The 20718-nt window shown below is 63.2% G+C and carries 14 protein-coding genes; 2 read left to right on the forward strand and 12 right to left on the reverse strand.

Annotated features, from left to right (window positions below; translation table 11 throughout):
• Positions 1–89 precede the first annotated feature (89 nt).
• From AC4PTT_RS17695 to AC4PTT_RS17715, 5 genes are all read right to left on the reverse strand, one after another.
• Positions 90–2228 carry a TonB-dependent receptor domain-containing protein gene (locus AC4PTT_RS17695; protein ID WP_492161770.1) on the reverse strand — a complete coding sequence of 713 codons (2139 nt, stop codon included), beginning with the start codon at positions 2226–2228 and terminating at the stop codon, positions 90–92.
• A 263-nt stretch (positions 2229–2491) separates the two neighbouring features.
• Positions 2492–5635: an efflux RND transporter permease subunit gene (locus tag AC4PTT_RS17700; RefSeq protein WP_492161771.1), complete on the reverse strand. Its 3144-nt coding sequence runs from the start codon at positions 5633–5635 to the stop codon at positions 2492–2494.
• Between the two features lie 12 nt (positions 5636–5647).
• The gene (locus AC4PTT_RS17705; protein WP_492161772.1) at positions 5648–6724 is read right to left on the reverse strand and encodes an efflux RND transporter periplasmic adaptor subunit; all 1077 of its coding nucleotides are present in this window, start codon (positions 6722–6724) and stop codon (positions 5648–5650) included.
• A 116-nt stretch (positions 6725–6840) separates the two neighbouring features.
• Positions 6841–7455, reverse strand: coding sequence for a TetR/AcrR family transcriptional regulator (locus AC4PTT_RS17710; protein ID WP_475080434.1), 615 nt, complete (start codon positions 7453–7455; stop codon positions 6841–6843).
• Positions 7456–7657: 202 nt separating this feature from the next.
• Positions 7658–9256 (reverse strand): GMC family oxidoreductase, encoded by a 1599-nt coding sequence (locus AC4PTT_RS17715; protein ID WP_492161773.1) that lies wholly within the window; start codon positions 9254–9256, stop codon positions 7658–7660.
• A gap of 290 nt (positions 9257–9546) precedes the next feature.
• Between AC4PTT_RS17715 and AC4PTT_RS17720 the strand changes: the two genes are divergently transcribed.
• Positions 9547–9972, forward strand: a complete 426-nt coding sequence (locus AC4PTT_RS17720) for a DUF983 domain-containing protein (RefSeq protein WP_206544563.1) — start codon at positions 9547–9549, stop codon at positions 9970–9972.
• 4 nt (positions 9973–9976) lie between these two features.
• Here the strand turns inward: AC4PTT_RS17720 and AC4PTT_RS17725 are convergent, their stop codons facing one another.
• From AC4PTT_RS17725 to AC4PTT_RS17750, 6 genes are all read right to left on the reverse strand, one after another.
• On the reverse strand, positions 9977–11728 hold the full coding sequence (locus AC4PTT_RS17725) for a M14 family metallopeptidase (protein ID WP_492161774.1): 1752 nt from the start codon (positions 11726–11728) through the stop codon (positions 9977–9979).
• Positions 11725–12573 (reverse strand): ABC transporter permease, encoded by an 849-nt coding sequence (locus AC4PTT_RS17730; protein ID WP_113154109.1) that lies wholly within the window; start codon positions 12571–12573, stop codon positions 11725–11727. Before AC4PTT_RS17730 ends, AC4PTT_RS17725 begins: the two co-directional genes overlap by 4 nt.
• Before the next feature lie 14 nt (positions 12574–12587).
• Positions 12588–13511, reverse strand: coding sequence for an ABC transporter permease (locus AC4PTT_RS17735; protein ID WP_206544561.1), 924 nt, complete (start codon positions 13509–13511; stop codon positions 12588–12590).
• Positions 13512–13682: 171 nt separating this feature from the next.
• The gene (locus tag AC4PTT_RS17740) at positions 13683–15212 is read right to left on the reverse strand and encodes an ABC transporter substrate-binding protein (protein WP_492161775.1); all 1530 of its coding nucleotides are present in this window, start codon (positions 15210–15212) and stop codon (positions 13683–13685) included.
• A 40-nt stretch (positions 15213–15252) separates the two neighbouring features.
• The gene (locus AC4PTT_RS17745) at positions 15253–17091 is read right to left on the reverse strand and encodes an ABC transporter ATP-binding protein (RefSeq protein ID WP_222473784.1); all 1839 of its coding nucleotides are present in this window, start codon (positions 17089–17091) and stop codon (positions 15253–15255) included.
• A 497-nt stretch (positions 17092–17588) separates the two neighbouring features.
• A complete protein-coding gene (locus tag AC4PTT_RS17750) occupies positions 17589–18341 on the reverse strand; it encodes a sulfite exporter TauE/SafE family protein (protein ID WP_432515886.1) in 753 nt (250 codons plus the stop codon).
• A 289-nt stretch (positions 18342–18630) separates the two neighbouring features.
• Here AC4PTT_RS17750 and AC4PTT_RS17755 point away from each other — a divergent pair, with 289 nt between their 5' ends.
• Complete coding sequence (locus AC4PTT_RS17755; protein WP_492161776.1) at positions 18631–19854, forward strand: GGDEF domain-containing protein; 1224 nt, start codon at positions 18631–18633, stop codon at positions 19852–19854.
• Positions 19855–19918: 64 nt separating this feature from the next.
• Here the strand turns inward: AC4PTT_RS17755 and AC4PTT_RS17760 are convergent, their stop codons facing one another.
• Positions 19919–20710 (reverse strand): FAD binding domain-containing protein, encoded by a 792-nt coding sequence (locus AC4PTT_RS17760; RefSeq protein ID WP_492161777.1) that lies wholly within the window; start codon positions 20708–20710, stop codon positions 19919–19921.
• Positions 20711–20718: the final 8 nt, after the last annotated feature.

Below are 20718 nucleotides of genomic sequence, written 5' to 3' on the forward strand. Positions count from 1 at the left end.
CCTGAAAGTCCGCAGATGACGGTTTGCCCCTCCCGCCACCGAAGCGGTGATGGCGGGAGCGCTGGATGTCAGCGAGAAGGTCATGAGGCTCAGAAAGTGGAGGTCATGCCCACCCACACACGGCGTCCTTCGACAACCGTGTTGATGTCGTCCACGTCAATGCGCTTGTCGAACACATTGTAGACCGCCGCCTTCAGGGTCACATTGTCGTTCAGCGCATAGTTCGCTCCGAAATCGACCGTGGTGTAGGCATCGTATTTGCGCGCCAGAACTTTCGAACCGTCGCTCGAAAAGATCGGCTTGCCTTTGGAACCGATACGCAGGCCCGCATTCACCTCCGACCCGTGATAGCTGACCTCACCCCACGCGCTCAGCCCCTCGACCGGCGTGGTCCAGTCGGCGCGCAGGCTGGCCATATGCTGCGGCGTGCGCATCAGCGGGAAGCCTGCATAATCGCCGGTCTTCTGCCTTGAATGGGTGTAGGTGTAGCTGCCCCGCAGGATCAGATCGTCACGCACATCCCATTCGCCCGTCAGCTCCACGCCCTGCGTGATGGCCCGGCCGATGTTGAAGAAGCGCCAGAGGCGGTAATTCGGATCCTCGTCCCAGCGGGCATGCGACCCATCGGGATTGTAGATCATCGCATTGCTGATCTTGTCCTTGAAGTCGTTGCGGAAATAGGTCGCGCCCAGCCGCACGCCGCCGAGACTGTCCCAGAGACCGCCGATCTCGATGCTGGTGCTTTTCTCGGCTTCAAGATCCGGATTGCCGATGATCACGCCACAGGTGCCGTCCGGTCCATAGCTGCAACCGCGCCCGCCCGTCACATAGGCGTAGCCCGGTGCAATCGCGCGAATGACCGGAGCCTTGAACCCCGTCGAGACACCGCCCTTCAGCGTCAGCTGCGGCGTCGCATGCCACACCGCATAGGCGCGCGGGCTGAACTGCGCGCCATAGATCCCGTGATTGTCCATGCGAATGCCGCCGGTCAGCGCGAAATCCGGCGTGATCCACCATTCGTCCTCGGCAAACAGCGCCCATTGCGAAACGCCGAATTTCTCGTCGCGCCCCGTGCGGCGGCCAGGGTTCTGGTCGGTCAGCAGCGCATCCAGATACTGCCCGCCCAGCACCAGCGTATGCGCCCCGTGAAAATCGAGCGGCGTGGTCGTCTTCACGTCGAGAACCGTGTTGCGAACCAGCGGCGAGCGCGGATCTTCCGCATATCGTCCGGTTCCCGCATCGCGCATGAAGCGGGTGCGCTCGGCCCATTCCTGCGAGAGGGAAACCTCCGATGTCGTCCAGTCCCAGCGCCCCGTATGGCTCAGCGACCAGTGCCTGCGGTCCAGCCGGTCGTAATTGTCCCGGCGCGTGCTGGTTCTGTCCTCGGTGTGCGTGCGCAACAGCCGCGTCCTGCCCGCATCAAGAACCAGCTCATGATCCTCGTTCGGGGTGAAGGTCAGACGGCCGGCGAGATCGAGATCCTTCTTTTCCGGCAAACCGCCCTTGTTCCGGTCTTCGCCCCGCAGGAGGCCGCGCCCCCAGACCTGCAGGCCCAGCATGTCGCGCACCAACGGCCCGCTCGCATAGAACGACGCATTGCCTGCATCGCCATGGTCGGTGTGCTGCTGCAGCGTTCCGTCGACGGAGACCGTCCCGGTCCACTTGTCGGCCACCTTGCGCGTGATGACATTGATGACACCGCCCATCGCATCGGAACCGTAGAGCGCCGACATCGGGCCACGCACCACCTCGATCCGCTCGATGGCGGACACCGGCGGCAGGAAGCTCTGCTCGAAACCGGAATTGCCATTGGAGCGCGACTCGCGCGTGTTCTGCCGCTTTCCATCCACCAGGATCAGCGTGTACGCGCCCGGCAGACCGCGGATGGAAATGTCTTCCCGCCCCGGCGACCCCGTCACCGCCACGCCCTGCACATGGCGAAGCGCGTCGGTCAGGTCGCGGTAAACGCCCTTTTCCAGCGCCTCGCGCGGCACCACGGTTATGCTCGCCGGCGCATCCACCACGCTCTGCTCGAAGCCGGTCGCCGTCACGACCAGTGTGTCAAGAAGCGTGACCTTCTGGTTTTCCGCCTGTGCCAGCGCGCCCTCCACCGGCAGGGCGACACAGCCCAGAAAAGCCAGTGCAAGCCGACCGGAAGAAGAAACGGCGCCGCGCAAACCGGCACACGCCGGGCTGCGCGGAACCGCATCGAAAAAGCTATAAGTCATTATTAATTCTCAATAAAATTACATGCTTGAAATACGGGCGACTTACCTCCCGTTAAAAGATGATGTCAACACTCATCTTTTAGAGCGCTTCCAGATTGCCCCGCGCAGACATGCCCCAGCGGCACAAAGCCTTTTCAGGCCATGCACGCTGCGGGATCGGCAACCGGTCGATGAAGCTGTGGAAAAGCGGGCAGCGGAATCCTGCCCGAAAAGGGGTCAGGAGAAGCGGCGGGACGCGAGCAATTGAATCCCGCCGCCTCTGCTCACTCGGCCGCCTGTGGCAGCGCGAGCTGTTCGTTGTCCTGCATGGCCGCATCCGTTTTTGCAGGTGCGCCCGCCTCCGGCCGCTTCACGCGGTAGAAGGCGGCATAGAGCGCCGGCACGAACAGAATGGTCAGCACGGTCGCCACCGTCAGGCCGCCCATGATGGCGAAGGCCATCGGCCCCCAGAACACATTGGTCGAGAGCGGCACCATGGCGAAGATGGCGGCCGCCGCCGTCAGAACCACGGGCCGCGTACGCCGCACGGTGGCCTCGATAATGGCGTCCCATTCCGCATGGCCAGCTTCCAGATCGGCTCCGATCTGGTCGACCAGGATCACCGTGTTGCGCATGATCATGCCGGCCAGCGCGATCAGGCCGAGCAGCGCAACGAAGCCGAAGGGCTGGTTGAAGATCAAAAGCCCCAGCGTTGCCCCGATCAGGCCGAGCGGCGCTGTCGCGAAGACCAGTGCAAGGCGCGAGAAGCTCTGAAGCTGGATCATCAGGATCGTCAGCATCGCCAGCAACATGATCGGAAACACGTCGAACAGCGCCGCATTCGCCTTGGCGCTTTCCTCGATGGCCCCGCCAAGCTCGATGCGATAGCCGACCGGCAGATCCTCGATCAGCGGCTGCAGCGTCGGCCAGATCTGCGACGACACATCCGGCGCCTGCACGCCCGCCGGCACATCGGCCCGCACGGTGATCATCATGTCGCGGTTCTGCCGCCACAGGATCGGCTCCTCATGGCCATAGACCACCTTCGCCACCTGCGAGAGCGGCACCGGCTGGCCGCCGCGCGTGGCAATCGTCAGATCGCCCAGATGCGCCACGTCGAGCCGTTCGCTTTCCACCGCGCGCGCCACGACATTGACGGTCTCGATGCCGTCGCGCACCGCCGTCACCGTGTAGCCGGAAAGCAGCGTCTGCAGCGTGCGGCCAATGTCCTGCGGGGTCAGGCCAAGCGCCCGCGCCCGGTCCTGATCCACTTCCAGCCGGATCGACTTCGCCTGCTCGTTCCAGTCCAGATTGGGGTCGAGCGCATTCGGGTTCTGCGCCATCACATCGCGCACATCATAGGCGATGCGACGCACTTCCAGCGGATCGGGGCCAACCACGCGGAACTGCACGGGAAAGCCCACCGGCGGGCCGAACACGAGTTCGGTCACGCGCACCCGCGCCTCCGGCAGACCGCCGTCTGCGATGTAGTCCTGCAACCGCGCCTTCACCCGGTCGCGGGCTTCCGCGTCCTTCGTGTACATCTCGATGGTCGCGAAATTCGGCTTCGGCAGCTCCGGATTGGAAGCGAGGAACCAGCGCGGCGCGCCAGCGCCCACATAGGTGGCGTAGGTCAGAACCTCTTCATCCGCCGCGACCACCGCTTCCATGGTGCGGGCGGAGGCCTCCGTCGCCTTGATCGGCGCGCCTTCCGGCAGACGGATTTCCACCATCAGCTCCGGTCGCGGCGAGGTCGGGAAGAACTGCTGCTGCACGAAACCGAATGTCCAGATGGAAGCAGCAAACAGGCCGATCACCGAGGCGATCACCACCCAGCGCCAGGAGACGCACCAGTTCACCACCCGGCGCAGAACGTTGTAGAGCCGCGTGTCATAGATGTCGTGATGCTGCCCGCCCTCGGCCACCGCACCAGTGTGCTTGTGGAAGTCCGGCAACAGCTTGACGCCGATATAGGGCGTGAAGATCACCGCCACGAACCACGACGCCACCAGCGCAATGGTCACCACCCAGAAGATACCGCCGGCATATTCGCCCGCCGTCGACTTGGCGAACCCGACAGGCAGAAAGCCCGCCGCCGTCACCAGCGTTCCGGTGAGCATGGGAAAGGCCGTTGATGTCCAGGCAAAGGTCGCCGCCTTCAGCCGGTCATAGCCCTGCTCCATCTTCACCACCATCATCTCGACGGCGATGATCGCATCGTCCACCATCAGGCCAAGCGCGATGATGAGCGCGCCAAGCGTGATGCGTTCAAGGCTCATGCCCAGCATGTCGAGCGCGATCATCACGATGGCCAGAACCAGCGGCACGGCCAGCGCCACAACGATGCCCGTGCGCCAGCCGAGCGACAGGAAGCTCACCGCCAGCACCACGGCCAGCGCTTCCAGAAACACCTTGATGAACTCGCCGACCGAATCCTGCACCACTTCGGGCTGGTTGGCGATCATCTCGAGTTCCAGCCCCACCGGCATGTCGGCCCTGATTTCACTCATGGCCGCATCGAGGTTTTCGCCGAGCTTCAGAATGTTCGCGCCCTCGGCCATGACCACACCAATGGCCAGCGCCTGATGCCCGTCATGGCGGGCAAGGAAGGCCGGCGGGTCTTCATAGCCGCGCCGCACATCCGCAATGTCACCCAGCCGGAACACGGTTCCGTTCGCCGCAATTGGCACCGACGCGACCGCGTCCACGCCTTTGAGCGCGCCTTCAACACGCAGGAACACCCGGTCAGAGGCCGTTTCGATCTCGCCTGCCGGCGTCACCGCGTTCTGCGCCGCGATGGAGTTGAAGATCACCTGCGGGTCGATGCCCAGCGTCGCAAGCTTTGAATGCGAGAACTCGACGAAGATGCGCTCATCCTGTGCGCCGTAGAAGCGCACCTTCTCCACATCGGGAACACGCAGAAGCCGCTGGCGTATGTCTTCCGCCGCGTCCTTCAGGTCGCGCATGGTCGCGCCTTCGCCGCTCAGCATGTAGAGCGCGCTGTCCACATCGCCGAACTCGTCGTTGAAGAACGGCCCGATCACGCCTTGCGGCAGCTGCGCGCGAATGTCGCCCACCCGCTTGCGCACCTGATACCAGAGTTCCTCCACCTCACCCGGCGGCGTGGTGTCCTGAAGCTGCACCTGCATGAAGGTGGAGCCGGGCTTGGAATAGGTGCGCACCTTGTCGAAATAAGGCACTTCCTGAAGCGTCTTTTCGATGGGATCGGCGACCTGCCGCTGCACTTCCTCGGCGGTGGCGCCCGGCCAGACCGCGTTCACAACCATCACCTTGATGGTGAAGCTCGGGTCTTCCGCCCGGCCAAGCCGCGCGTAGGAATAGGCCCCGCCAAGCGACAGGACGATGATCAGAAACAGTACGAGCGTCTGGTGGGTGACGGCCCACTGCGAAAGGTTGAAGCGTTGCATCTGAGCCCCCGGTCAGTCGGCGCTGGCGGACTGGATTTCGGCGAGCCGGACACGCTCCCCGTCGCGGAGCTTCTGCACTCCGAGCGTCACGATCTTGTCGCCGTCTTCAAGCCCCTCGGCGATGATCGCGTTCTCTGTCTGGTAGGCCTCGACGACGACCGGCCGGCGTTGGAGTTCGTGCGAGGGGGGATCGACAACGAACACGACCGGGCCCCGGCCGTCGTCAAGAACCGCCGTCATCGGTATGCGAGCAACCGGTGACGGATCTCCTTTGGTGAGTGAAACGGTGGCGGTCATGCCAAGCCGGACATTCTCGTCCGCCTCCGGCACGGAAAACCGCACGGGATAGGTTCGGCTCGTGCCATTGGCCTCCGGCGCGATCTCGCGCACCGTCGCCGCATAGCGCCCGTCGCCGGCCCACAGGGTCACTTCGGCGGTGGAGCCTTCCAGATCGGCGAGCCGGCTTTCCGGGATCGAAACCACGACCTCCTTCTGATCGAGCCGCGCAACGCTCACCACCATCTGACCGGGCGAGACCACCTGCCCGGCCTCGACGCCCGTGGCGCTCACCACGCCATCGGCAGAGGCCGTCAGTTCCGCATAGCCCATCTGGTTGGTGGCGAGTGCAACCGCGCGTTCGGCCTGATCGAAGCGCGAGCGCGCCTCATCCACGGCCAGCAACTGCGCATCGAGCGCGGCCTCGGTCACATGCCCGCGCTTGAACAGCGTGCGGGCGCGCTCCAGATCGGACTGTGCCTTGGTGAGGCTCGCCTGCGCCGCTGTCAGCGCGGCGCGCTGCTGTTCAAGCTGCAGGTTCAGATCCACCGGGTCGAGCTGCGCCAGCGTCTGCCCTGCTTTCACCCGGTCGCCCACATCCACAAGCCGGGCCGCCACCTTGCCGCCGACGCGAAACGCCTCGGCCACTTCCGTGCGCGGCATCACGGTTCCGGTGTAGGTGCGGGTCTCGGCAAGCGGCGCAAGGCGCACCGTCGCCACGCGCACCACCGGGTCTGGCCGTTCGGCCACTTCCTCATCCTGGCAGGCGACAAGCGCCAGCGCCATTGCGCTCAAAAGAACGGTCCGTTTCATCGTCGCCCGGGGCATGAAAGCCTTACCTTATAAACGTTGTTAACTGATGATTCTCAATAATCATCACTCTTTAGGCGCACGAAACAGACTTTGGCTCCCGGTTTCCCGGTAACGCCCTAGTTTCGCTTGCCCAGCCCTCTCAGAATAAAGCGAAGCTGCTCGCGCAGCCCCTCTTCGGTGTCTTCACCATGCAGGATGCAGTGTTCGATCATCTGCGGGTGCAGAAACGTCATGAACGCCGTTTTGACACAGCGCGATGCTTCTGCAGGATCGTCCACGTCGAAATCGCCAGCCGCGACGCCCTCGCGAATGATCCCCTCAATGATGGTCGTCATGCGTTCGATGTGCGACTTGATGATCGCCCAGTTCTCATGCATCGCAGCTGCCACCATCTCATGCGTGCGGCGCTCCTTCATCAGGGTCGCCTTGTTGTGCTCATGGATGGCGATCAGCAGCTTTGTCAGCTTCTCCGGCGCAGGCGCGTCAGTCCGCGCGATGGTAAAGGCGATATCGGCCACCTCTTCCACGATGCGCCCGCAGATGCACTCATTGATCGCACCCTTGGAGGGGAAGAAGCGGTAGATATTGGCCGGGCTCATGCGCAGTTCCGCAGCGATATCAGCGACCGAGGTCTTCTGATAACCGATGCTGCGAAAGAAGTTCTCCGCAACCTCCAGAATGCGGGAGCGGGTCTCTTCAGGATCTGTGCGCGTGCGTGAAACTGGCTTCATCATCTAATTCCTGATGATTTTTAATAATCATCACTATTCATTGAGTCAAGCGTTGAAACGCGTTCTACCACGTCCCGCCGGCAGGCTACAGGCCCGGCCGGCCGCAGACGTGGGGCTTTGCCCGGCGCTGGCGACCGGACAACACCATGAATCCCTTATAAGAGCGGCAATCGCAAGGCGCAAAAGCCTGAAACACCTTACTTCAGCGCGCATCCTCAAGGATCATCGCAGCCGCTTTCTCCGCGATCATCAGCGTCGGTGAATTGGTGTTGCCCGATGTGATCACCGGCATGACCGAGGCGTCGGCGATGCGCAGCCCCCGAAGCCCGCGCATGCGAAGCCGCGGGTCCACCACCGCCCCTTCATCCGCGCCCATGCGGCAGGTGCCGACGGGATGGAAGATTGTCGTGCCCACCTGCCCCGCCGCCTCCACCAGTTCTTCTTCGCTCTGGTACTGCGGCCCCGGCTTGAACTCTTCGGGGCTGTATCGCTGCAAGGCCGGCTGCGCGACGATGCGGCGTGTCAGCCGGATCGCATCGACAGCCACCTGCCGGTCGCTCTCGGTCGAAAGGTAATTGGGCCGGATTGCCGGCTGCCGGCGGAAATCGTCAGACGTCAAATGCACCGAGCCGCGACTGTCCGGCCTCAGATTGCACACGCTCGCCGTGAAGGCAGGAAACGGATGAACCGGCTCGCCGAACCTGTCGAGCGAGAGCGGCTGCACGTGATATTGCAGGTTCGGCGTCTCGCGCGCCTCATCCGAACGGGTGAAGAGGCCGAGCTGGCTTGGGGCCATCGACATCGGTCCCGAACGTTTCAGGAAATATTCCAGCGCAATCGCCGCCTTGCCTGTCAGGCTGCTCGCCTGCTCGTTCAGCGTGCGGATGCCCGACACTTTGTAAGCGCAGCGCAATTGCAGATGGTCCTGAAGATTTTCGCCCACGCCATTCTGCTCGAACTCAACGGGAATGCCTGCCCCCTGAAGCACATCACCGCGCCCGATGCCTGACAGTTCCAGAATGTGCGGTGAGCCTATCGCGCCTGCCGCAAGCACCGTCTCGCGGCGGCATCTGGCCTCGCGCGCCTCGCCGTTCTGGTCATAGGCAACGCCCGTCACACGCCCCTCTTCCAGAAGCAGGCGGCGCACATGCGCGCCCGTTTCCACGCGCAGATTCTTCCGGTGGCGCACCGGTTTCAGAAAGGCCTTCGACGCATTCCAGCGCACGCCGCCGCGCTGGTTCACCCGGAAATAGGACGACCCCTCATTGTCGCCCCGGTTGAAGTCATCGACCCTTGGAATGCCTAGCCCTTCGGCAGCTTCCTGAAACGCGTCGAGAATGTCCCAGCGCACCCGCGCCTCTTCCACGCGCCATTCGCCGCCCGCGCCATGCATCTCGTCGGCGCCCCGGTAATAATCCTCGGGCTTCTTGAAGAATGGGAGCACGTCATCCCATGCCCATCCCGTGCAGCCCATCTGCCGCCAGCGGTCATAGTCGCGCGCCTGACCGCGCATGTAGATCATGCCATTGATGGACGAGCAGCCGCCCAGCACCTTGCCGCGCGGATAGGCGAGCGAGCGCCCGCCGAGCCCCGGCTCGCTTTCGGTCGCAAAACACCAGTCGGTGCGCGGATTGGAGATGCAGTAGAGATAGCCGACCGGAATGTGGATCCAGGCGTAATTGTCCCGCCCGCCCGCTTCGAGAAGCAGAACGGAGACATTCGGATCGGCGGAAAGCCGGTTGGCCAGCAGGCATCCTGCCGTTCCCGCACCGACGACGATGTAGTCGAACGTCTCCGCCATGGCCGTCAGCCCCACTCACCGGCAGGCGGAAGAAGATCCGCCCTGCGCGCCTCCATGGTCAAGGCTACGATGCGGCAGGTTGTTTTCGCAAGATCAGAACTGCGCGATTACGGCACTGCTTTGGGAGCATTTCTTTTTCGGAAAAAGCGCCTGGTTTTCCCGAAAAAGCCCGTCGTTTTTCTGGAAAATCGCCGTTTTGGAGAATTTCAGGCAATATTGTCGCAAGCGCAATTGTCACATGGTCAAGCGATTTGCTTTGCCCGACACTGCGCGCCCCAATGGAGGCCGAGATGAAGAACGCCGAATACACACCGACTGACAATCCCATGCTGACCGGCGCGCTCGGCCGCTGCCCGCAGTGCCAGAAGGGGCATATCTTCAAGGGTTATCTGCAGATCGCTGAAAACTGCGACGTGTGCGGTCTCGACTTTTCCTTCGCCGACCCGGCGGACGGCCCGGCCTTCTTCGCGATGACGATTGCCGCCGTTCCGGCCCTTGCCTTTGGCGTCTGGTTCCAGATGGCGTTCGAACTGCCGCTCTGGGTTCACGTCTTCACCACCGTGCCGCTGACGATCCTGAGCTGCATGGCGCTTCTGCGCCCGCTGAAGGGCTGGCTGGTCTGCTCGCAATACTTCCACAAGGCGGCTGAAGGCTCCATCGACTACGCCTGGCACGAACAGGCGGCCGAAGCGCAGAAGCAGGCCGACAAGGCCTGATTTCTCAGACCTCCAGCGCCGTCTCCATCATGATTTCCTGAAGCGCGTCGTAGGCGGCGACAACCGTCTGCGCCTGCGCTTCATGCGCGAGCCGGAAGGCATCGCCATAAATCGTCTCGTCGGGATATTCCGTGATGAGCATCATCGGCGCTTCGTGACGATCATCTTCGGAGATCGTGATCGGGAAGCCGTTCAGAACCTCGAATTGCAGCGTGCCCGCATGGATCTCGTAAAGCCGGATCTGGCGCGCGTTGAATTCGACCAGCCCCGGCACTTTTGCCAGTTCCGTCGTGACCTTTTCCAGAAGCCGGCGCGTGCGCTCTCCCCAGCCCGCCTTGTGGCGGACGATCAGGAAGAAGCCCTTGGGCACTGTCCACATCTCGAAACCGCGCGGAATGTAGCCGGTCAGCGGCCGCGTCCACTCATGGGCGGGATAGCCGTGCAGATTGATGTGAAGGGCCGCCTTTGTGCGCTCGAAGCACAGACGCCGGATGCCCTTTTCATAAAGCGGCTCGGCCTCGCGATATTCGAGATCGTCGCCCAGCGCGGTGTAGCGGGCGGCGTGATGCATGTGATGCGGTTGGCTCTGGCAGAGATGCCAGTGCAGCGCATAGCCATCCGGGTTCTCCAGCGGCGAGACGGTGAAATGCGCGCCTGTGCGCTCTGAGAGCATCGTCGCGCCGCGCAGTGCGCCGGCGACGCCGGAAATCTCGTTTGGGTGCTGCCCGCCGCTCAGCATGATCGGATGATCGCTTCCGCTGACATAGCGCCCTGCCACCGCGCGGCCCGCGCGCGAGTTGACCGCAAACGCCTCGCCACCGATCCGCTCCAGCGTCTCGTTGACGGCGGCGACCGAAAACGGTCCCGTTGCCTCGTGCAGCGGCTGTGCTGGCCATGCGGCAGGCTCGGTGGTGAGCGGACGCGTTTCGACCCTGACGGTGAGCGGCCCCTCGCCGGCCGCGATCACCGGAATGATCTGACCGGGCTGAAGCCCGCGCGAACCGAGCGGACGACCGGATTTCTTCTGGAAGAGTTCAAGCAGCGAGAAATAGAAATCCTCGTGCAGCGCCTCATGCAGGCTGATCGCTTCCTCGCCAACCGGGAGGCGTGCGTCCGCGCCGGGCATGGACACGGCAATGTGCAGCGCCTCGAAGAAGGGTTCGCTGTCGCCCCAGGGATGCGCATCGATGGCCTGTACCGTTTCGTGGAACAGACGCTCGAAATCGGTTTCCAGCGACTCATCGACGCTGCGGCCATCGGGATGGCGCACACGCAGCCAGCCGCAGGGCGAGAGAAGCTCTTTGCCAATGTGATCTTCGGCAAGCCGGTTGGGCGCGAACACCGCATGGCGCGAGACAGCGCCATCCGCCGCCGTGATCTCGACGCCATATTCGAGCGCGCCGCCGGCCTCGGCCGGGGTGAAGGCGATTTCCGCCGCGCCCACCATGCCGGCAAGCGGATAGGCCTCCAGAAGGAAACGCTGCCCGGGCGCAGCCGGGCTCACCGGGTAGGTGATGGCGATGCGGCTTGCGCCGGCTGCCGCATCCTCGGTGAAGAAATGAACCAGCGGCTTGTAGGCGCTGTGCAGCCGGGCGGTGACGCCCGCTGCCGCAAAGCGCTTCTCGGCGGCGCGGCGCGCCGCCTCATCCTCGAAAAGCCAGGCCTCCAGCTCCGCGCCGCGCCATGCCTCACTGGCATAGTCGGCGATCAGACGGTCGAGCGTTCGGTCAAAGGTCTTTTCGAAGATCGCGGTCATGTTTCTGTCCGTCCTGTTGGATCGAGGAGATCGCGCAGCCAGTCGCCAAGCAGGTTCAGGCCGAGCACGGTGAAGAGAATGGCAAGTCCCGGGAAGACGCTGACCCACCATGCGTTCTGCATATAGGTGCGCCCGTCGGCCAGCATGCCGCCCCAGCTCGGGATGGTCGGATCGACGCCGAGGCCGAGGAAGGTGAGCGAGCTTTCCAGAAGGATGTTGGTGGCGACGTTGAGCGTCATCAGAACGATGACCGGGCCGGCCAGGTTCGGCAGAAGGTGCTGGAACAGGATCTTGAAATCCGGCACGCCGATGGCCTTGGCCGCATGGATGAACTCGCGGTCGTTGAGCGACAGGACGGAGCCGCGCACAAGGCGCGCATACTGCACCCACTGCGACACGATGAGCAGGATGATCGTGTTGGTGATGCCGCCGCCCACAATGGCGATGAAGGTGATGGCGAGCAGGATGAAGGGCAGTGCGAGCTGCACATCGGCAAAGCGCATCACCAGCACATCCCAGAAGCCGCGATAATAGCCCGAAATCAGGCCCATCACGACGCCCACGACCACCGCGCCGGCAACCGAGGTGAAGCCGACGAGCAGCGAGATCTTGCCGCCGGAGATGACACGCGCAAGCACATCGCGCCCCAGCGGATCAGTGCCGAGAATGTGCGCCCAGTCGGTGAATGGTTTGGTCAGGCGGGCGGCAAGATTGATCTGCTCGCCACCATCGGGGAAGAGAAGCGGCGAGAGAAGCACCGCCAGCGTCATCGTGCCGGCGAGCAGGATGCCGAGGATGAACTCGATGTTCTTGAAGTGACGCAAACGCGAAACAGCCTGTGCCATGATTGCGTCCTTTCCTAGCGGTTGCGGATGCGCGGATCGACCAGCCCGTAGGCGATGTCGACCAGCAGGTTGATGCCGATGATGAGCAGCGACAGAACGGTGATGACCGCCTGAAGGACCGGATAGTCACGACCGGCCACCGCATCGAAGGCCAGCGTGCCGAGGCCCGGCCAGTTGAACACGCGCTCGATGACGACGATGCCGCCCAGAAGGCCGCCGAACTGGAGGCCGAAATAGGTGATGAGCGGAATGGCGCAGTTTCTGAGCGCGTGCTTGTAGAGCACCTTGGTCTCGCTCAGCCCCTTGGCCCGCGCCACCTGAATGTATTGCGAGCGCAGCGTCTCAAGCATGGCCGTGCGCACCAGCCGCACATTGGTGGCCGTGAGAATGACGCCCATGGTGACCGCCGGCATGATGTAGCTTGCAAAGCCGCCCATGCCCGAAGGCGGCAGCCATTGCAGCATCACCGAGAACACCAGCACCAGCATGATGGCGAGCCAGAAATTCGGGAAGGAAAGACCGACCAGCGACAGGATGCGGATCACCTGATCGGCGGTCTTGCCCTTGTTGACCGCGGCGTGAACGCCAAGCGGAATGGAGATCGCGATGGACACGAACATGGACGAGAAGGCCAGCGCCAGCGTGGCCGGCAGGGCCTTGGAAATGAGCATGGAAACCGAGGTTCCACCAAGGAAGCTGCGGCCGAAATCGCCAACGAACAGCCCTTTGATGAAATCCCAGTACTGGGTGATGAAGGGCTCGTTGAGGCCGAGCGCCTGGCGGATGTTCGCCAGATCCTCTTCCGTGACGCTGCCCGCGCCCTGGGACAGCATGAGCGCCGGGTCGCCGGTCAGCCGGATGGCGAACGACACCGTGAGGGTGACGACGAAAACGACGAACACCGCCTGCAGGATGCGTTTGAGAAGAAAACTGGCCACCAGAGCCTCCGGGATAAATTCGTTGCGCGCCGCGTGATCCTTTTGCGGTGCGCGATGTTCAAGGGGCCGGGGGCGACACGGGCCGCCCCCGACATGCAAGTCGCAGTCCTTTGACCTTCACATTTGTGCCTGGTCGGCTGAGATCACCCGACCGCACAATGCTGAGGAGGACTATTCGACCTCAACCTCGTTGAGACGCATGCGGCTGTCCGGCGGCGCGATGAAGTTCTTCACCCGCTTGTTGACGCCGTAGAGCGCATTGAGGTTGTAGAGCGGCATTTCGAGAGCGCGGTTGGCTGCGTAGGCTGCGATTTCCTGCAGCACCTTCTCACGTGCATCGACATCGATCATCGGGCGCTGCGATTCCAGAAGCGCATCCAGCTCCGCGTCGCTGTCATACGGGTTCCAGCGCTCGCCCGTGTGGTACATCAGGTAAGCGGTGTTGTCGTAGTCGAGCGTCCAGCCGCCCCAGCTCTGCTGGAACATCTCGCCGGTCTTGCCCTGCGGGATGATGTCGTTGAGCAGAACGTTGGTCTCATACGGCTTGATGGTGGCGTTGAGGCCGGCCATCTGCAGGTAGCTGGCAACCGCCTGGGTGACTTCACCGAAGGTGGCGTCATTGCCGCGAATGTCGATCTGCACAGCCGTGCCGGGCGCAACGCCGGCTTCCTTCAGCAGTTCCTTGGCCTTGGCCTGATCGAACGGCAGCGGCTCCATCTCCGGGTCGTAACCGAAGGACAGTTCCGACTGGAACGATGCGATCTGCTTGGCCTGACCGCCGAGAACGGCGTCGATGATGGCCTCGCGATCCACGGCCATGATCATGGCCTTGCGCACGCGCTCATCGGCGGTGATGCCATTGCCGGTGTTAAAGCGCAGGGCATAGACCGTCGGGCTGGTGACGGAAACGATTTCGAGCTTGTCGTCGGCCTCGATGGTGGGAACCATGGAGATCGGGATGGTCGGCGGAATGACGATGTCGACACGGCCGGCCTGCAGCTCGGCAACGGCGGTGGCCGGCTCCGAGATGAAGCGGTACTCGACGGCGTCGAGCTTCGGTGCGCCGCCCCAGTGATCGGCGAAGGCTTCAAGCTTCACGCCGACCTTCGGCTCGTAGGAGGCCATCTTGAACGGACCGGTGCCAACGGGATTTGCGTTGACGAAGTCTTCTTCGTTCTCGGTGACGTATTTCGGCGGCACGATCATCGCGCCATAGCCGGCGAGCTTGGTGATCAGCACCGGATCGGGCTGGGTGAGGATCAGATCGACGGTGAAATCGTCGATGACGTCGACCTTCTCGATCACGGCGTAGTTGGAACGCTGCGGGCCCTTCTTGCCTTCTTCGCCGAGCAGGCGGTCGAAGGTGAACTTCACGGCGTCGGCGTTGAAATCCTCGCCATTGTGGAACTTGACGCCTTCACGCAGCTTGAAGCGGAGACGCTTGCCCTCGTCGAGCACTTCCCACTCGGTGGCGAGGCCGGGGACGATCTTCGTGTCGGGACCGCGATAGACCAGGCCATCATAGATGTTGGTGGCGACGGACGACCAGTTCACCAGGAAGGTGTCGATCGGGTCCCAGCTGCCCGGGTCCTGCGGGGAAGAGATGGTGAGCGTGCCTGCGGCCTGCGCCGGCATGACGCCGAACGGCAGAGCCGCCAGCACGGCGGCGAGTAACGCGCCGCGTGTATTGCCCAGTTTCATGTCAAAGTCCTCCGTTTCATCTGCGTTTGTGTTCCAGCAATCAGCCTGCGGCGTTCTGCGCGACCAGATGGTCGGGCGCGATCTCCACCAGAGGCTGAATTTCGGGCTCGTCGCCGACCCTGCGCACAGGGCTCGGGATTTCGCCTTCGAGCATGGGCCGGTCGGGCCGCTTTGTCGGGTCGGCGATGGGAACCGCCGAGAGCAGTTTCTTCGTGTAGGGATGCGTGGCGCGCTCGAACACGGCCTCGCGCGACCCCGCCTCCACGATCTGCCCCAGATAGAGCACGGCGACTCGGTGGCTGACCTTCTCGACCACGGCCATGTCGTGGCTGATGAACAGGTAGGACAGGCCCTCGTCAGCCTGCAGCTCCATCAAGAGATTGATGATCTGCGCCTGCACCGACACGTCGAGCGCCGACAGCGCCTCATCGGCGATGATGAGCTTGGGCCGCGAGGCAAGCGCGCGGGCGATGCAGATGCGCTGGCGCTGGCCGCCGGAGAATTCATGCGGGTAGCGCCGCGCATGCTCGGCCTTGAGGCCGACGCGCTCAAGCAGTTCATCCACACGCTTCTGCCGGGCGGCGGCGCCTTCGATCAGGCCATGCGTGACAATGGGCTCTGCGATGGAGAAGCCGACCGTGCGGCGCGGATCAAGCGAGGCGAACGGGTCCTGAAAGACATACTGCACCTTCTGGCGCAGGCTGTGACGCTCGGCCGACGACATGGCGGAAATGGCCTTGCCCTCGAAGAAGATCTCGCCGCCGGTCGCTTCCTGAAGCTGCTGGATGGTGCGGCCGATGGTGGACTTGCCGGAACCGGACTCGCCGACCAGCGAAAGGGTCTCGCCCGGCCAGATGTCGAGGCTGACCTTTTCAACCGCGTGAACGCGATGGGTGACGCCGCCGAAGAAACCCTTCTTGATATCGAAACGGGTTTCCAGGTTCTTCAGCGTGAGGATCGGAGATTGATCGTAGCGCGCGGTGTCCTGAAGATGCTCCTCGCCCACGAGACGGGGCGTTTCGCCATCCATGACGGCAACCGGCAGGCGCTTGGGATATTTCTCGCCGGCCATGGAGCCAAGGGTGGGAACGGCGGACAGAAGGGTCTGCGTGTAGGCATGCTGCGGATTGGCGAAGATCTGGTCGACCGGGCCTTCCTCGACCTTCTGGCCGCGCCACATGACGACCACCTCGTCGGCCACCTCGGCCACCACGCCCATGTCGTGCGTGATGAAGATGACCGCCATGCCGAGCTTTTCCTGCAGGTCGCGGATGATGGAGAGGATCTGCGCCTGAATGGTCACGTCGAGCGCGGTGGTGGGCTCGTCGGCGATCAGGAGTTTTGGCTTGCAGGCAAGCGCCATGGCGATCATGACGCGCTGGCGCATGCCGCCGGAAAGCTGGTGCGGATAGCGCGACAGCAGCGCGCGGGCATCCGGCAGGCGCACCATCTCCAGAAGGTCGCCGGCCTGACGCAGCGCCTCTTTTCTGGAAACGCTTTCATGCAGCATCAGCACTTCGGTGATCTGGTCGCCGATGGTGAAGACCGGGTTGAGCGAGGTCATCGGCTCCTGGAAGATCATGGCGATGTCCTTGCCACGAACCTTGCGCATGGTTTCGACCGGGGCCTTGGCGAGATCGACCGGACCGTCACCGCCATTAAACAGGATCTCGCCCTTGGCGATGGTTCCGTTCATGTGATCGATCAGCCGCATGATGGAGAGCGAGGTGACCGATTTGCCGGAACCGGACTCACCCACAATGGCCAGCGTGCGCCCCGGCGCGACCCTGAAGCTCAGATCGTCCACGACCCGGTTCGAGCCGAATTCGACGGCGAGTGAACGAATTTCCAGTAACGTGTCCTGTCCGAGCTGCGGCATAGGTGCTCCCATTTGAAGGGTAGGCCGAGATGTCTCATTGAACCCGGCTGCATCTGGCCCCAACTGTTAGTCCAGTTTGACGACAGACGCATGTTTTCCGCGCGTTATGAGCGGCCTCCCAATCAAAAGAAAACATTTCCAGATATTTTGTCAATAAATTATCATTGAAGGACGCCGATTTCCTCATAGCCGCCTATCTATCGGGGCTTTTCCAACACAACTGACGTCGCGAGAGACAATCCTCTCGACACGCCCTTGACAGCTTCGTTTCGCGAGATAGGCTTAAGACCTAATAAGATTTTGGCATCTGGGCCTCGCCGGGAATATTGTTGTTCCCGTCGGGGCCTTTTGCGTTTTAGGGAACCCAATGTGAGCGTCTATCCGGTCGGAGTTTTGTTTTCGCGTAGCGGCGGCTATAGCCGGCCGGCCGAGCAGGGTTACTTCGGCGCGCTGGCGGCGGGCACGTGGTGTGGGAAGCGGCAGGGCGATAAGTCGGCTTAAAAGAGCCTGACAAAGAAGACCAGGCTCATCACCGTTCCGACCAGAATGACCACCGCGCGCACCACGGCAGGCGGCAGCGCGCGAGCCAGCGGCGCACCTGCATAGCCGCCAATGGTGGCGGCTGCCATCATCACCAGCGCCTGCGGCCATGCAACGATGCCGGCAAGCGCGAAAGTGGCGACCGAGATGGCCGAGAGGATGAAGGACAGACCGTTCTTCAGGCCGTTCATCGTGTTGAGGTCACGCATGCCCCAGAGCGAAAACAGGGCGAGCAGGACAATGCCCAGACCGCCATTGAAATAGCCGCCATAGATGGAGACGACGAGGGTGCTGATCCGCCCCTCACCTGCCTCGCCACCGCCCGAACCGTGGCGGCGCGCCCAGGTTTGAATGCGGGCGCCGAAGGCGAAGATGAGCGTGGCGGCTGCCAGCAGGAAAGGCACCACCATCGAGAACGCTTCGTTGGAAGACACCAGCAGCAGGAGCGAGCCGATCAGCCCGCCAATGGCCGTGAGGCCGGCAATGCGCAGAAGCCTGGACCGGTCGAAAGCCGCGAGCTCCGAACGGAAGCCCAGCGCGCCGCCCAGATAGCCGGGAAACACGGCGACGGCGCTTGTCGCGTTTGCCGCAACGACGGGCACGCCCGTATAGACCAGCGCCGGGAAGGTGAGAAACGTGCCCCCGCCTGCGACCGTGTTGAGCGTGCCGGCAAAGAACGCCGCGACCGCCAGGATCAAATACTCTTCCATGCGTCCCCCACGCTCTGAAAAACCGGACTTGCATCAACCGCCTGGATCGCGGCGGATCCGAATGAACCACGGCGATCCAGAGCCACTTATCCGATCCGCGCGAAAAGGGCCAATGGCCTGCGCCGGCGGAGCATTGGCACAGACGGGTGCGCGCGCACGGAAACAACGTGGGATAGTATGAAAAGAAGGCCTTCAGGCTTTGTTATGAATGTGACATTAGGGAAGTTCTCTGGAGACTTCGAACGTTTCGCCCCTGCGAAACCCTTTCGCGACACGCCTGGAAAGCATGATGGAGAACACCCCTGCGATCAACATGACCGGCTTTGTCGGTCCTGCGATCATGCTCCTTTTCGCCCTCGGCTTCGTCTGGGTGTGGCTCGTGGACCGGCGGCAGCTGAATTCCGCCATTCTTGCAGCCGCCTGCGCCTTTCTGAGCGTGGGCATGACCTTGCAGCTTCTGGAATGGCCGGCGGGGCCTGGTCCGAATGTGCTGTTTTCCGGCTTTTTCTATACGCTGGCCGTGTTGCTGGCGAGCGACGGCATGTTACGACGCGCCGGCAAACGGCTCAGCCTGTTAGCCGGCATCGCTCTGATGATCGCCATCATGGCGCCGCTCTGGTATTTCTCCTATGTCGAGCCAAGCCTGCTGATGCGCATCTATGTGCAGAATTTCGGCTACGGCGCCATTCTGCTCGTCAACGCCCTGCGCCTGCGGCCGGCAAAGGGCGCAGGTGCTGCGGACCGGGTGCTCTTCTGGGTGCTGCTGGTCTTCGCCATTCACTTCTTTCCGCGCACGCTTTTCACCACCGGCCCCGCGATAGCGCATGACGGCATTGCGCCGGATGGATCACTGTTCTGGCAGACGCTCCAGCTCTCGCTCTCGGTGCTGGGGGCCATGCTGGCGCTGGCCGTGCTCGCCACCATTCTGACCGACATGATGGAAGACCTGCGGCGCGATCGCGACCGTGACGGGCTGACGGGCATTCTGAACCGCCGTGGTTTCGAGGAACGCGCCAACAGGCTTGTGAATTCGCGGCGCAGAGCAGCCATGTCGCTCATCGTGTGCGATCTCGACCACTTCAAGCTCCTGAACGACACCCATGGCCACAGTGCCGGTGATGCGGCGCTGAAGGTCTTCGGCGCGATGCTTCTGGAGACGGCGCGGTCCACCGACATTGTGGGTCGGATCGGCGGCGAGGAATTCGCGCTGCTCCTGCCCAACACCGACCTCGCCGGCGCACGCGACATGGCCGAACGCCTGCGCCGGAACCTTGCAGCCGACGACTTTCCGCTGACGCAGAAGGGCATCGACCTTTCCGCAAGCTTCGGCGTGGCGGAGAAGGCTCCGCAGGACACGCTTGGCACGCTGTTCAAGCGGGCCGATGGCTATCTGTATGAGGCCAAAAACGACGGACGCGACCGCACCGTTGCGCGGGAGGTTTCCGAAGCCGCGCCGCCACCTGCAGGGGACTCCCAGTCCGGGCAGACGGGCTCTCAGACACATAACGGCTGAACACTTACAACGAAAAAGGCCGGGCGCGAGACGTCCGGCCTTTTTTTGCATCTCGTGATCCCGGTCAGGCGAGCGCGCGTTTGGCCATGGCCTTGATGAGATTGGCGCGATAGGCGGCATCGCAATGGATGTCGGACATGAGGCCATCGGCGGAGACGGACACGCCATCCACGGCGGCAGAAGACCAGTCTTTCGAAAGAGCCTGCTCAAGCCCCTCATGGCGGAAGACGCCATCCGAGCCTGCGCCGGTGACCGCCACACGCACCGCGCCGTCACCGCCTTTCGCGACGAAAACGCCCGTCATCGCATAGCGCGAGGCCGGGTTCGGGAATTTCGCGTAGCCGCAGGTTTCCGGCGCGTCGAAGCTGACCGCCGTGACGATCTCACCCTCATCGAGCGCGGTGGAGAACAGCCCGGTGAAGAAATCATCCGCAGCGATCTCGCGCCGGTTGGTGTGGATCGTCGCGCCAAGCGCCATGAGGCCTGCCGGATAGTCCGCCGCAGGATCATTGTTGGCGATGGAGCCGCCAATCGTGCCCTGATGGCGCACCGCCGGATCGCCGATGCCGCCGGCGAGCTTGACGATGGCCGGGCAGAGCTTTGCGAGCTCAGCATTCTCGGCGACGGCCGCATGCGTGGTCATCGCGCCGATGGTGACGCTGCGACCGGACACGCGGACGCCCACGAGATCGGCAATGCCGCGCAGGTCGATCAGGTCTGAAGGAGCCGCCAGCCGATGCTTCATGGTGGGGAGCAGGGTCTGCCCGCCGGCAAGAAGCTGCCCGTCGGAGGCTGCGGCGAATTTCTCCGCTGCATCGTCGACACTGGTGGCGCGGTGATAGGTTACGTCATACATGGCAGGCC

The organism is Nitratireductor sp. WH36-1 (genome assembly GCF_058725515.1).

Bases quoted from the DNA above. Each gene is read 5' to 3' on its own strand.
- AC4PTT_RS17695 (WP_492161770.1), bottom strand. From the start codon at position 2,228: ATGACTTATAGCTTTTTCGATGCGGTTCCGCGCAGCCCGGCGTGTGCC.
- AC4PTT_RS17700 (WP_492161771.1), bottom strand. From the start codon at position 5,635: ATGCAACGCTTCAACCTTTCGCAGTGGGCCGTCACCCACCAGACGCTC.
- AC4PTT_RS17705 (WP_492161772.1), bottom strand. From the start codon at position 6,724: ATGAAACGGACCGTTCTTTTGAGCGCAATGGCGCTGGCGCTTGTCGCC.
- AC4PTT_RS17710 (WP_475080434.1), bottom strand. From the start codon at position 7,455: ATGAAGCCAGTTTCACGCACGCGCACAGATCCTGAAGAGACCCGCTCC.
- AC4PTT_RS17715 (WP_492161773.1), bottom strand. From the start codon at position 9,256: ATGGCGGAGACGTTCGACTACATCGTCGTCGGTGCGGGAACGGCAGGA.
- AC4PTT_RS17720 (WP_206544563.1), top strand. From the start codon at position 9,547: ATGAAGAACGCCGAATACACACCGACTGACAATCCCATGCTGACCGGC.
- AC4PTT_RS17725 (WP_492161774.1), bottom strand. From the start codon at position 11,728: ATGACCGCGATCTTCGAAAAGACCTTTGACCGAACGCTCGACCGTCTG.
- AC4PTT_RS17730 (WP_113154109.1), bottom strand. From the start codon at position 12,573: ATGGCACAGGCTGTTTCGCGTTTGCGTCACTTCAAGAACATCGAGTTC.
- AC4PTT_RS17740 (WP_492161775.1), bottom strand. From the start codon at position 15,212: ATGAAACTGGGCAATACACGCGGCGCGTTACTCGCCGCCGTGCTGGCG.
- AC4PTT_RS17745 (WP_222473784.1), bottom strand. From the start codon at position 17,091: ATGCCGCAGCTCGGACAGGACACGTTACTGGAAATTCGTTCACTCGCC.
- AC4PTT_RS17750 (WP_432515886.1), bottom strand. From the start codon at position 18,341: ATGGAAGAGTATTTGATCCTGGCGGTCGCGGCGTTCTTTGCCGGCACG.
- AC4PTT_RS17755 (WP_492161776.1), top strand. From the start codon at position 18,631: ATGGAGAACACCCCTGCGATCAACATGACCGGCTTTGTCGGTCCTGCG.
- AC4PTT_RS17760 (WP_492161777.1), bottom strand. From the start codon at position 20,710: ATGTATGACGTAACCTATCACCGCGCCACCAGTGTCGACGATGCAGCG.